The 12977-nt window shown below is 52.8% G+C and carries 12 protein-coding genes; 5 read left to right on the forward strand and 7 right to left on the reverse strand.

Annotated features, from left to right (window positions below; all coding sequences use genetic code 11):
- Nucleotides 1-98: 98 nt before the first annotated feature.
- Both cydH and BGE37_RS08820 read left to right on the forward strand, forming a co-directional pair.
- Nucleotides 99-188: a cytochrome bd-I accessory subunit CydH gene (gene cydH / locus BGE37_RS08815; protein ID WP_000102278.1), complete on the forward strand. Its 90-nt coding sequence runs from the start codon at nt 99-101 to the stop codon at nt 186-188.
- 165 nt (nt 189-353) lie between these two features.
- Nucleotides 354-1523 (forward strand): MFS transporter, encoded by a 1170-nt coding sequence (locus BGE37_RS08820; protein ID WP_000701039.1) that lies wholly within the window; start codon nt 354-356, stop codon nt 1521-1523.
- A gap of 145 nt (nt 1524-1668) precedes the next feature.
- Here BGE37_RS08820 and sodB read toward each other — a convergent pair whose 3' ends face one another.
- Both sodB and mepH read right to left on the reverse strand, forming a co-directional pair.
- Nucleotides 1669-2250: a superoxide dismutase [Fe] gene (sodB, locus tag BGE37_RS08825; RefSeq protein ID WP_000007283.1), complete on the reverse strand. Its 582-nt coding sequence runs from the start codon at nt 2248-2250 to the stop codon at nt 1669-1671.
- Nucleotides 2251-2377: 127 nt separating this feature from the next.
- On the reverse strand, nt 2378-3205 hold the full coding sequence (gene mepH / locus BGE37_RS08830) for a peptidoglycan DD-endopeptidase MepH (RefSeq protein WP_105287948.1): 828 nt from the start codon (nt 3203-3205) through the stop codon (nt 2378-2380).
- A 334-nt stretch (nt 3206-3539) separates the two neighbouring features.
- Between mepH and grxD the strand changes: the two genes are divergently transcribed.
- Complete coding sequence (grxD, locus tag BGE37_RS08835) at nt 3540-3887, forward strand: monothiol glutaredoxin 4 (protein ID WP_000108172.1); 348 nt, start codon at nt 3540-3542, stop codon at nt 3885-3887.
- A gap of 50 nt (nt 3888-3937) precedes the next feature.
- Here the strand turns inward: grxD and BGE37_RS08840 are convergent, their stop codons facing one another.
- The 5 genes from BGE37_RS08840 to nemR form a co-directional block, all read right to left on the reverse strand.
- On the reverse strand, nt 3938-8554 hold the full coding sequence (locus tag BGE37_RS08840) for an ATP-dependent helicase (protein WP_105287949.1): 4617 nt from the start codon (nt 8552-8554) through the stop codon (nt 3938-3940).
- 92 nt (nt 8555-8646) lie between these two features.
- Nucleotides 8647-9294, reverse strand: a complete 648-nt coding sequence (gene rnt / locus BGE37_RS08845) for a ribonuclease T (RefSeq protein ID WP_001282281.1) — start codon at nt 9292-9294, stop codon at nt 8647-8649.
- A 102-nt stretch (nt 9295-9396) separates the two neighbouring features.
- Nucleotides 9397-9804: a lactoylglutathione lyase gene (gene gloA, locus BGE37_RS08850; RefSeq protein WP_001237796.1), complete on the reverse strand. Its 408-nt coding sequence runs from the start codon at nt 9802-9804 to the stop codon at nt 9397-9399.
- A gap of 80 nt (nt 9805-9884) precedes the next feature.
- On the reverse strand, nt 9885-10982 hold the full coding sequence (gene nemA / locus BGE37_RS08855) for an N-ethylmaleimide reductase (protein WP_000093576.1): 1098 nt from the start codon (nt 10980-10982) through the stop codon (nt 9885-9887).
- 36 nt (nt 10983-11018) lie between these two features.
- On the reverse strand, nt 11019-11618 hold the full coding sequence (nemR, locus tag BGE37_RS08860) for a DNA-binding transcriptional regulator NemR (protein WP_105287950.1): 600 nt from the start codon (nt 11616-11618) through the stop codon (nt 11019-11021).
- A gap of 102 nt (nt 11619-11720) precedes the next feature.
- On the opposite strand from nemR, the gene BGE37_RS08865 reads away from it, so the two are divergent.
- Nucleotides 11721-11960: a DUF1289 domain-containing protein gene (locus BGE37_RS08865; protein ID WP_000840481.1), complete on the forward strand. Its 240-nt coding sequence runs from the start codon at nt 11721-11723 to the stop codon at nt 11958-11960.
- Nucleotides 11961-12008: 48 nt separating this feature from the next.
- Nucleotides 12009-12905, forward strand: coding sequence for an aldo/keto reductase (locus BGE37_RS08870; RefSeq protein ID WP_105287951.1), 897 nt, complete (start codon nt 12009-12011; stop codon nt 12903-12905).
- Nucleotides 12906-12977: the final 72 nt, after the last annotated feature.

Consider the following 12977-nt stretch of genomic DNA (forward strand, 5'->3'; position numbering starts at 1 on the left):
AACACTTATCATTATAAATGACGGGAGATTTTTTCATCACAGTGTGTAAAAATGCGTAATATCACTTTTTGTGTGGTAATAAAAAAGGAGAAAACTTGATGAGCACCGACCTTAAATTTTCACTGGTAACAACGATTATCGTCCTCGGTTTGATCGTGGCCGTGGGTTTGACTGCCGCGCTGCACTGATTTCCTCTCGAGGGAGAGCATTCTCCCTCGCATCTCCTTCCTGTTTGTTAGCAAAATGGCAAAAGTGTTTTCTCTTTTTGTTATTTTCATTTTTTTGTGATTGCTGTCATGCTTTCGCCACTTTAATGAATATCGCGTAATGACGCGAAGAGGTGGAGATAAGGCATGAAAATTAACTATCCGTTGCTGGCGCTGGCGATTGGCGCGTTTGGTATCGGGACAACGGAGTTCTCGCCAATGGGCTTGTTGCCCGTCATTGCGCGCGGTGTGGATGTCTCGATTCCCGCTGCCGGAATGTTAATCAGTGCCTATGCAGTTGGCGTAATGGTGGGCGCGCCGCTGATGACGCTTCTACTTTCTCATCGTGCCCGCCGCAGTGCGTTGATTTTCCTGATGGCAATTTTCACGCTCGGCAACGTACTTTCCGCCATCGCGCCGGATTATATGACCCTGATGCTTTCACGCATTTTGACCAGCCTGAATCACGGAGCATTTTTTGGTTTGGGTTCAGTCGTGGCCGCAAGCGTGGTGCCAAAACATAAACAGGCCAGCGCAGTTGCCACTATGTTTATGGGGTTAACCCTGGCAAATATCGGTGGCGTGCCGGCGGCGACCTGGTTGGGTGAAACCATCGGCTGGCGGATGTCATTTCTGGCAACGGCGGGGCTGGGAGTGATTTCAATGGTAAGTCTGTTCTTCTCATTACCTAAAGGTGGTGCAGGGGCACGACCTGAAGTGAAAAAAGAGCTGGCGGTATTAATGCGTCCGCAGGTGCTGTCTGCATTGCTGACGACGGTGCTGGGAGCTGGCGCCATGTTTACCCTCTACACCTATATCTCTCCGGTACTGCAAAGTATTACCCACGCAACACCGGTGTTCGTCACGGCAATGCTGGTGCTGATTGGTGTCGGGTTCTCTATTGGGAACTATCTCGGCGGCAAACTGGCAGATCGTTCAGTTAACGGCACGTTGAAAGGCTTTTTGTTGCTGCTGATGGTGATTATGCTGGCAATCCCGTTCCTGGCCCGCAATGAGTTCGGCGCAGCTATTAGCATGGTGGTGTGGGGAGCTGCAACCTTTGCGGTCGTACCGCCGTTACAGATGCGCGTGATGCGTGTCGCCAGTGAAGCGCCTGGTCTGTCTTCATCAGTCAATATTGGTGCCTTTAATCTTGGAAATGCGCTGGGAGCAGCGGCTGGTGGTGCGGTAATTTCCGCTGGGCTGGGATACAGTTTTGTGCCGGTGATGGGGGCGATTGTCGCGGGACTGGCATTATTGCTGGTGTTTATGTCAGCCAGAAAACAACCTGAGGCAGTTTGCGTTGCCAACAGCTAATTAAACAAAAACGCAGAAGGATAACCTTCTGCGTTACAGTTGCTGGCAACGTGCGATTTATCTTGCCGGATGCGGTGTTAACGCTTCATCCGAGTTGGCATGGTAAGCGAAGCGCATCAGACAATGTTGCATTTGCCATCAGTTATTATGCAGCGAGATTTTTTGCTACGAATTCCCAGTTCACCAGCGCCCAGAAGTGCTCCAGATAGCCAGGACGTGCATTGCGATAGTCGATGTAATAAGCGTGTTCCCAGACATCAACGGTCAGCAGTGGAGTCGCATCGGTGGTCAGCGGAGTACCCGCGTTAGAGGTTGAAACGATAGCCAGTTTGCCATCGCTGTTTTTCACCAGCCAGGTCCAGCCAGAACCAAAGTTTTTGATTGCTGCATCAGTAAACTGTGCTTTGAAATCGGCAAAGCTGCCAAAAGATGCGGCGATAGCTTCAGCGACTTTTCCAGTCGGTTCGCCACCCGCGTTCGGTGCCAGGCAGTTCCAGTAGAAAGTATGGTTCCAGACCTGAGCTGCGTTGTTGAATACGCCACCTTCAGAGCTGCGAATAATCTCTTCCAGTGATTTACCTTCAAACGCGGTACCTTTAATCAGGTTGTTCAGGTTAGTGACATAAGTCTGATGATGCTTGCCGTAGTGATACTCGATGGTTTCCGCAGAAATGTGCGGTGCCAGAGCATCTTTAGCATATGGTAGTGCAGGTAATTCGAATGACATTGCTACTCTCCTTTATTATTAATTTGCATACGTACAATAGCCTTATTGTGCGTATGGATAGGGTAGCAAATTAAAAGGTGAGACAAAAGATGAACTTACCCTGTTGCCGTAACAACAGGGTAAAGTTTTAGCGAAGTGTTTTTGGGGTCATTACCCGGCGAGCGCCAACATAGTGGCGCTGCCAGTAGTCTTCACTGAGAGAAGTGATTTGAATTTCCTGACCCGTACGCGGTGACTGAATAAATTTGCCGTTGCCGACATACACGCCGACATGATCGGCTGTACCGCGTCCCTGAGTACGGAAGAAGACCAGGTCGCCGTTTTTCAGTTCACTACGTTCGATAGGTGCTGCATCACGCAGGTGATACATTTCATTCGCCGTACGCGGAATACGAATTTTCACCAAATCTTTATAAGCGTAATAAACCAGGCCGCTGCAATCAAAACCGGTACGCGGTGAGCTGCCACCCCAACGATATGGCTTACCAATTTGCTGCATCAGTTTATTCATTGCCACTTTTGTGGCTTTTTGCACCTTCGCTTTGTGTGCGTCGGCAAGGGTTCCTGACGCGGCATTTTTGACTTTCACACAATGCGATTTATAGCCCTTACGTTTGGTACACTTTTCGGTAAAGCTGGCTGAGGCCGTTTTATTGACGACGTGTTTGCTGCGAGTTTTGGCGTTTTTAGAAGCGGTAATGGAAGATTTTTGAACGGAAGAAGCGGTTTTGCTTTTGGTCGTACTTTTACTGGCGGCTTTTTTCGCTGTTTTCTGGCTGGCTTTCTGGGTCTTTTTGGTGGTTGCCGTGCTTTTCTTTTTATCTGCTTTTTTGGTGATATGAGTGGTAGCAGAACTCTCCCTGGCTTGCTTTGAAGCATGGGCCATAGGCGTTAAAGGCAGGGTGGTAAAAAGTAAAGCACAGAGCGTGATCGAAATACGGTTTATCCGCGCCACTGAGCGTCCCTCTGTTAAGGCAGGTCTATCATGCCTGCGTCTGATTTACAAAACTTGATGATTCTAATGCATAGAAGAAGAGAAAGTTAATAGCTTTTATTGTTAAAAAATACGTTTCGTCGGCGAGCGCAAAAAAATGCAGCAGTGGAAGCTAAAAATGGTTATAAATACGCCAGTTTGCCGTGCGTCAGGGAAGAAACGAATATTTGAAATGCAACAAATAGAACAAAGGGATAAAATAGAAAAAGCGTGATGAAAATGTTATTTTCCGATGCCGCACTGACCCGCTACAATGTCAGATTACTGCCGTAAAGAAGTTTGAGGAAGCAAGACAATGAGCACCACTATCGAAAAAATCCAACGCCAGATTGCTGAAAACCCGATCCTGCTGTACATGAAAGGTTCACCGAAACTGCCGAGCTGCGGTTTCTCTGCCCAGGCAGTCCAGGCGCTTGCCGCATGTGGCGAACGTTTTGCCTATGTTGATATCCTGCAGAATCCGGACATTCGTGCGGAACTGCCGAAATATGCTAACTGGCCGACCTTCCCGCAACTGTGGGTTGACGGCGAGCTGGTCGGCGGTTGTGATATCGTGATCGAAATGTATCAGCGTGGCGAACTGCAGCAGCTGATCAAAGAAACTGCCGCTAAATACAAGTCTGAAGAGCCGGACGCTGAATAATCCGTCCTGCAATACTGACGGATGCGAACGGGCATCCGTCAGTCCTTTCTCTATCCCCAATCCAGTCCTTGTGGCGAACTTGAAAATCCCGCCTCACGCAGCAGCGTAAACATCGGCGTTTGCCGGACCGGTAGGTCATTCACTTCTGTTAGCGTAAAGCGCAGCCGTGGTTCGCGACGCAGTGCGGTAGTCAGCGCGTGGAAAATCTCTGGGGCGAGTAATTCTTCTTTTTCCTGCCAGACCAGCATTTTTTTGCCACCTTGCGCCAGATAGAGTAACAATTTGCCGCCAGAAACGACCACCAGCGCACCCGCCCGACGCGTTGGTATCAGCGTTGCCGGATGTGCAGGCCAGGGCAGAAGATTTCCCCATGCATTAGCCGGATCGTTGGCAGAGAGCGCCACTGGTGTATAGTGGCGCGTTTGCGTGGCTTGTGTCGCCAGATCGCGCAATCGGTCAATAGTCAGACGTTCAGCGAATTGCGCGCCACCCAGACCTTCTACAAAACGACCTCGCATAATTCGCCCGGAGTCTTCCATACTTCGACAAAGCGTTTGCATCGATGGAAACCCGCCAGGGATATTTTCGGCTATCACCGCCTGACGACTGATGATGCCGTAGCGGTCGAGCATATTTTCCGCCAGCGCCAGCATCCTTTCGGTATCGTTTAGTGGCTCCACCTGCAATAACGACCAGCGTCCAGCCAGATTTGGTGTGTTGTAAGATAGCAGCGGCGAGACGGGTTGCGCATAGACAGGACGTCCACGACGAGCCCGGTGGCTGCGACGAGTTGAGGTGCGTGTGTTGGTACTGCTGCGGGTGAGGGCGCGTAACGGTGCCCAAATGTCGCTGGTGATGACGCCTTGCCAGACCAGCGCCCATAACGCCTCTTGCAGGGCTGAGGGATCAACCGATTCGTCGATTTTATCGCGTATCCGTTGGCTGATTTGTTGTGCAAACCAGGCTCCTCCGTCAGCCAGAACCGTGACTATCGCTTGCTGCAGCGCCGAACGATTCGCCTGATTCGCTTCGGCGGGAGTGAACGATTCTGCGGCATATTCCTGTAGATGCAGTGCCACCAGACCGTCATCTTCACCCAGTTTTTTTTGCCCCGACCAGATAACCGCACCGGTTGCCAGTAATTCATCGAGCATTTCTGGCGAATAGTCGCGTACGCGGGCAGGCAGGATCTGGCTTTCCCAGAGTGAGGCGGGTAAACCGACTCCGGCAAGCTGTTCGATCACCCGCATGACGCCATCCACGCCCTCATAAACGCCTGGCGATGTTGAGGCAAAGAGTGCCGGGCTACCATCGGTGGCGGGTAATACGCCCTGACGTTCCAGCAGCAATCGCGCATAGGTCGTGGCCGCAACGGGACGTGTCGCTTCTCTGGCGGCTTGCAGCGAGCGCAAACGCAGACGACGAAATACTTCATCGCTCACCCAGATGTCTTGTTGCAGATTCATCACCAGCCCTTGTTCGCGCAGTTGCTGAAGTTGCTCTTCGACAATGGCAATACCGAGACTAAACTCATGAGCCAGTTGTTCAGACGTGACCAGAGCATGAGCCCGGAGATAGCGCAGAAAGAGGTCGCGAAGCGGGTAACTGACTCGGTGCAAATAAATCTCTGGCAGTGACTCTGGTAGTCGTACGCCGAGGGCATCGCGCAGCCTGGCGGCATCATCCATACAGGCAAGACGCTCCTGCCCGCTAATCATCGTCGGGAAGATTCGTTTTACTGCAAGAAGATTTTCCAGATACGACGCAATCTCTTCACTGCTGCCTGTATGCCGTTGCGCCAGGTCTTCAACGGTCATTGGCCCCAGTTCGCGCAGCAGGTCGAACAATCCTTCTTCACCTTTCGCTCTTCTACCAGAAGCCAGTCGTTGCAACTCTTCTTCCACCTGGCGAATGACCTGCGGGTCGAGTAATTCCCCCGGATCGACCTGTCCGAGTAGATTGCGCAGTAACTCGCTGTCCAGCGACAGTACGGATGCCCGGCGCTCTGCCAGCGGGGCGTCGCTCTGGTACATAAATTCCGCGACATAGCCGAACAATAAACTGGCGGCGAAAGGCGAAGGCGTAGTGGTCGTTACATCGGATATTTGAATTTCGCCACCGTTCAGGCGACGCATCAAACGTTCCAGCGCGGGAAGATCATAAACATCTTGCAGACATTCGCGTAGGGTTTCGAGAATGACCGGAAAATCCGGATATCCCTGAGCGATTTCCAGCAACTGACTGGCGCGCAGCCGTTGTTGCCAGAGCGGGGTGCGATGGCCCGGCGTGCGGCCCGGCATTAATAATGCCCGCGCGGCGCATTCGCGAAAACGGGCGGCGAAAAGTGCCGAGCTGCCTACCGCCTCGCGGACAATTTGCAGCAACTTTTCTGGTTCAAACAAAAAAATCGCGGCATCGGGCAATTTACCATCGGTGTCAGGAATGCGCGCAACAATGCCGTCATCACTGGCAACCACAGACGCGTCAGCGCCCCATAGTGCATGTATTCGCCCGGCAATCGCCAGCGCCCAGGGTTCATGCACCCGTCTTCCATAGGGAGAATGCAAAATAATACGCCAGTCGCCAATTTCATCACGGCACCGTTCGAGGACCAGATGACGACTACCCGGAACAATACCCGTCGCGTTGCGCTGCTCGTCAATCAGCCCCTGAATATTGGCGATCGTATTTTCTTCTGCCAGCCACGGGGGAATATTCCCGGAAAAGAACGCGCCATCCGCCAGTAAATGGAGAAAATCGCCGATCATCTCGCCTAATTCTGCCGGACGTCCGTTACCTTCACCACGCCAGAAGGGAAGGCGGGCAGAACGACCTGGAGCAGGAGTCACAATCACCTGATCGCGGGTGATTTGCTGGATCCGCCATGAGGTAGCGCCGAGAGTGATAATGTCGTTCACCCGCGACTCATATACCATCTCCTCATCCAGTTCACCCACCCGCCGCGAACCGGCCTGTTCTTCACCTTCGGGTAATAACACGCTATACATGCCACGATCCGGAATGGTGCCACCGCTGGTAACCGCCAACAGCTGAGCGCCAGGTCGGGCGGTCAATATCCCGGTCTCCCTGTTCCAGACCAGTTTTGGTCGAAAAGCAGAAAAATCGCCAGAGGGATAGCGCCCGGAAAGCATATCCAGCGTGGCGTCAAAAACACGTCTTGGCAGATCTTTCCACGGTGCGGCACGGCGTACGCGGGAGTACCATTCGTCTGCCTGTAATGCATCCATCGCCGCGGCGGCAACGGTCTGCTGCGCAAGGACGTCGAGTGGATTATGCGGTGGTGTCAGGTTTTCCAGCCTGCCTGCGAACATACACTCAACAATGACTGCGGAATCGACTAAGTCACGTCGGGTTCGGGGGAAAAAAAGCCCTTTGGAGATACCACCTACCTGGTGTCCGGCACGTCCAATGCGTTGTAACCCACTGGCAACAGAAAGCGGCGTTGCCACCTGAATTACCAGATCCACCGCGCCCATATCAATCCCCAGTTCGAGACTGGAGGTTGCGACCACGCAGCGTAATTCACCCGATTTCAGCGCCTGTTCGGTGATTGCTCGTTGTTCTTTAGACACGGAGCCGTGGTGTGAGCGGGCAATAAAAATGTCGCTACTTTGTACACGGTTAGAGGTTGCGCCGGAGGTCGACTCGAAATGGGCCGCATCAACGGCGATAGACGGGGAACGCTGTAAGCGTGCGGCGTAAAGCTCATTCAATCGTGCCGTCAGTTTTTCCGCCAGCCCGCGTGAATTAGTAAAGACAATGGTCGAGCGATGGCGCAAAACTTCATCAAGGATACCCGTTTCAATATATGGCCAGATGGAGCCTTCTCGGCCGGCATGGCTGTCTTCGCCGGTGCCGCTGGCAACCGATGAGACATCATCCATATTGGCGACCGGTACGACAATCCGTATCTGCGGATGGCGCATTGCGGGCGGGTTGACTACCGTAACCGGGCGATCGCCACCAAGAAATGCTGCCACATCGCTGGCTGAGCGTACAGTGGCAGAAAGGCCAATTCGCTGTGCTGAGGTGTGGAGCAGCGCATCGAGCCGCTCCAGACTTAACGCCAGATGCGCACCACGTTTACTGCCCGCTACCGCGTGGACTTCATCAATAATTACCGTTTCGACGCCGCGTAGCGTTTCGCGCGCGCGGGAGGTCAGCATCAGATAGAGTGATTCGGGTGTGGTGATCAGAATATCCGGCGGATTACGGGTGAGTTTGCTGCGTTCCTGTGCAGGCGTATCGCCAGTACGGATCCCCACGCGAAGATTGACTTCCGTTTCGCCGCGCCGCCGCCGTTCATCGGCAATACCCTGTAACGGGATCTGCAAGTTGCGCTGAACGTCGGTGCCCAGAGCTTTGATCGGTGAAATATAGAGAATGCGTGAGGTTTTACGCTTATGCGCCTCGCGGGTATCTTCGCCGCCTTCGCGGAAGAGCTGATCGAGGGCGTAGAGAAATGCTGCCAGCGTTTTCCCGGAGCCAGTCGGTGCAATCACCAGCGCATGCTCGCCTCGCGCCGCCACATGCCAGGTTTGCGACTGGACAGCGGTCGGCTGTTTAAAGGCGCGAAGAAACCAGTCGCGGGTCGCCGGTGAAAACACGTCCGGCAGGGGCGATGAAGGGTTTAGATTATCTGCCATTAACGCTATTCCCCGTGAATATCATGCATGATGCGTGGAATAGCCTCACTATAGATGCCTGAATCATTGCATGTCATCAGGCATCGACTCGATTACACCTCTTCGGCGGCAGGTAGCGGCCAGCCTCCCAGACGTTTCCAGCGGTTGACGATTTCACAAAACAGCACAGCAGTGCGTTCGGTGTCGTACAGCGCGGAGTGCGCCTGGGTGCTGTCGAAGTCCATGCCAGCGGTCTGGCAAGCCTTTGACAATACGGTTTGTCCGAGTGCCAGCCCGGCTAGTGCAGCAGTGTCAAAAGTGGCGAAAGGGTGGAACGGGTTACGTTTCAGTGAGGCGCGTTCTGCGGCGGCCATCATAAAGCTGTGATCGAAATTGGCGTTGTGCGCCACCATAATGGCGCGGTTACAGCCGCTCGCTTTAATGCCTTTACGTACAACTTTAAAAATTTCGTGCAGCGCCTCGTATTCGCTGACCGCGCCGCGATCGGGATCGTTCGGGTCAATGCCGTTGAAGGCGAGGGCCTCTGGCTGCAAATTTGCGCCGACAAATGGTTCGACGTGGAAATGTAATGTGGTGTCCGGCATCAGCCAGCCTTGTTCATCCATTTTCAGGGTGATGGCGGCAATCTCAAGCAGCGCATCGGTTTTGGCGTTAAATCCAGCTGTTTCAACATCGATCACAACAGGATAAAAACCACGAAAACGGTCGCACAGACCGGTAAGTTGAGCGTTATCGGACATCTGATTCTCTTAATACGGATAAATTGCAGCGCGCATTATGACAAATATTACTTGTCGATGCAGTAAAGATGCGGGCGCGATGAATTCACGCCCGGCAGGAGATTAGTTGCCCAGACCGCGACCGGCGTCTTTTTCTTCGATTAATTCAATTTTGTAGCCGTCCGGATCTTCCACAAACGCGATAACCGTAGTGCCGCCTTTTACCGGACCCGCTTCACGGGTGACGTTACCGCCGTTCTGACGGATTTTTTCGCACGCTTCAGCGGCGTTATCTACGCTAAGCGCGATGTGACCATAAGCAGTGCCGAGTTCGTATTTATCCACGCCCCAGTTGTAGGTCAGTTCAATCACCGCTTCTTCGGTTTCCGGGCCATAGCCAACAAACGCCAGTGAGTATTTGTATTCCGGGTTTTCGCTGGTACGCAGCAGTTTCATGCCCAGTACTTTGGTATAAAAATCGATGGAGCGTTGCAGATCGCCAACGCGCAGCATGGTATGAAGAAGACGCATCTTTATATCCTCAAAATGGCTAACAGATTCAAAATGTTGTTTTAGTATAGCGGCGGCTTTGCGCCGCTCGCAATGTTGGATTACAGCGTCGGGTAATCGGTATAGCCTTCCGCGCCGCCACCGTAGAAACTTTCGGCACGCTGTGGGTTAAGCTCAGCTTTGCGCTGCAAGCGGGCAACCAGATCCGGGTTCGCAATCCAGTCACGACCAAATGCCACCGCATCAATTAACCCTTTGCCGATCAGCGTTTCAGCTTTTTCTACCGTGTATGCCCCTGCGCCGATAATCGGACCGTGGAAACGGGCACGTACTTTTTCGCGGAACGCATCAGTATACGGTTCACCTCCCGCCCAATCTGGTTCTGACATATGCAGATAAGCAATGCCGCGTTTGCCCAGTTGTTCAATCAGATATAGTGCATCGGCTTCTTCATTAGGGCCATTATCCGTGTTCTGGAAAGTACCGATTGGCGAAACACGAATGCCAATGCGATCGGCACCCCATTCTTCAATCCCGGCATCGACCACTTCCAGCACCAGACGTGCGCGATTTTCCACGCTGCCGCCGTACTGATCGGTACGATGGTTTGAAGAAGGAGAAAGGAACTGATGCAGTAAATAACCGTGAGCAGAGTGTAGCTCCACCAGATCAAACCCAGCTTCACGGGCGTTAGCGATGGCCTGGCGGAAATCATTGACGATGCCCGGAATCTCTTCCCGTTCCAGTGCTCGTGGCATGGATGTTTCAACGCGGATCGCCTGACCTTTTTCATCGCGCAGAGAAGTACGCGTTCCCGCGCTAAGTGCAGAAGGCGCTACCGGTGCCTGACCGCCAGGCTGCAGGCTGGCGTGAGAAATTCGCCCCGTGTGCCACAGCTGCACGGCCATGTGACCATTTTCAGCATGGACTCCCGCGGTGATTTTTTTCCATGCGGCAATTTGCTCCGGGCTATGGATGCCAGGCGCACCGGCATATCCTTTTGCCTGGGCAGAAATTTGCGTGGCTTCGCTAATAATCAAACCGGCACTGGCTCGTTGGCGATAGTATTCCGCCATCAACGGGGTAGGGATGTCACCCGGTTCAATACTGCGCAGACGCGTCAGCGGTGCCATAAAAATACGGTTTGCCGCCGTGATCGCGCCCACTTTCAGTGGGGAATACAGTTTTTCAGATGACATAAAGGCTCCCGGTGGTCTGGTGATAAAAAATGCCTGCTAAACGGCAGGCGTCGCAATAATGGTTTTTACATGGGCCAGCGCGTTTTCCAGTGGCTCGAAACTGCGCGAAATTTTGGCCTGCAAATTCGCGCCAAGCCACAGTGCGTAAAGCACTTGTGCCTGTTGCAGCGGTTCGCCACAAAAGGTTAAACAATGGTTCTCACGGCCATTTTCCAGCGCCTGAGAGAGCAGGGCGATTACGCCGCGAGCCCCTTTATCCATCGCGCTGCGCATATCTTCTGACAGATCGCACACTTCGGCAGAGAGTTTTACTGTCAGGCAACTACTGATGGTTCCATGTTGGCAAAACTGGTTCAGTGTTTGCTGGTAATAAGCCAGTATGCGGTCGCGGTAGTTACCTTCGCCGGATTGCAGCAACTCCGTCAGTCGCTGGTGATATGCGGCGTAATGGCGCTCAAGCATGGCAACGCCAAACGCTTCTTTAGAGCGAAAGTAGTGATAGAAGGACCCTTTCGGCACTTCAGCCGTTTTTAGTAATTCGCTTAGCCCCATCCCGGTGAATCCACGTTGCAGGCAAAGTTGCTCGCCCGTCGCCAGGAGATGTTCGCGAGTATCATGTTCGGTGTGTTTGTTCATGTGTTGGAGTGTAGTAGACCAGTCGGTCTAGTGCAAGCAAAGTTGCTACTTTGGGCATTAACAGCTTCAATAGTGGTAATAATCTTATCTGAGGAGGGCGAAGTGGCGGAGCAATTAGAGTTCTTTCCCGTCCAGAGCCCGTGCCGGGGAATTTGCCAGTCTGACGAACGCGGATTTTGTCGCGGCTGTTTTCGTAGCCGTGATGAGCGTTTTAACTGGAATAAAATGAGCGATGGCGAAAAACAAGAGGTGCTGCGTCTTTGTCGGCAGCGGTTAATGCGCAAATTACGTGCAAATAAGCCAGCGTCATCAGACGAACCGGAGCAACCATCACTCTTTTGAGCCTAATCTTGCGTATACTCCTCTCATATCTGATAAGAGGAAGCGATTATGGTTCAGCGTATTACTATTGCGCCGCAAGGCCCGGAGTTTTCCCGTTTTGTGATGGGCTACTGGCGATTGATGGACTGGAATATGTCCGCCCGCCAGCTGGTCAGCTTTATTGAAGAGCATCTGGATCTCGGCGTAACTACCGTGGACCACGCTGATATTTATGGCGGCTATCAGTGCGAAGCGGCGTTTGGCGAGGCGCTGAAACTGGCACCTCATTTGCGTGAACGGATGGAAATTGTCAGCAAATGCGGTATCGCGACGACCGCGCGTGAAGAAAACGTCATTGGTCATTATATTACTGACCGCGATCACATCATTAAGAGCGCCGAACAGTCGCTGATTAATCTCGCGACCGATCATCTGGATCTGCTGTTGATCCACCGCCCGGACCCGTTAATGGATGCCGATGAAGTGGCGGACGCGTTTAAACACCTGCATCAGAGCGGCAAAGTGCGCCATTTTGGCGTATCGAACTTTACGCCTACGCAATTTGCCCTGTTGCAATCACGTCTGCCGTTTACCCTTGCCACTAATCAGGTGGAAATATCCCCGGTGCATCAGCCGTTACTGCTGGATGGCACGCTCGACCAACTGCAACAACTGCGTGTTCGTCCGATGGCGTGGTCCTGCCTTGGTGGCGGTCGTCTGTTTAATGATGATTATTTCCAGCCGCTGCGTGATGAACTGGCTGTGGTGGCGGAGGAGTTAAACGCGGGCTCGATTGAACAGGTGGTTTACGCCTGGGTTTTACGTTTACCGTCGCAGCCGCTGCCGATAATCGGCTCCGGTAAAATTGAGCGCGTGCGAGCAGCTGTTGAAGCAGAAACCCTGAAAATGACTCGCCAACAATGGTTCCGTATCCGTAAATCGGCACTGGGTTACGACGTACCGTAAGCACTTTTAGGAATAGCCGCCGTTCAAAAATGTGTCACTGGTTTACACTTATTCAGGAATGCACAATGAACG

It is taken from the genome of Escherichia sp. MOD1-EC6300, assembly GCF_002965045.1.
Classification (GTDB): Bacteria; Pseudomonadota; Gammaproteobacteria; order Enterobacterales; family Enterobacteriaceae; genus Escherichia; species Escherichia coli_F.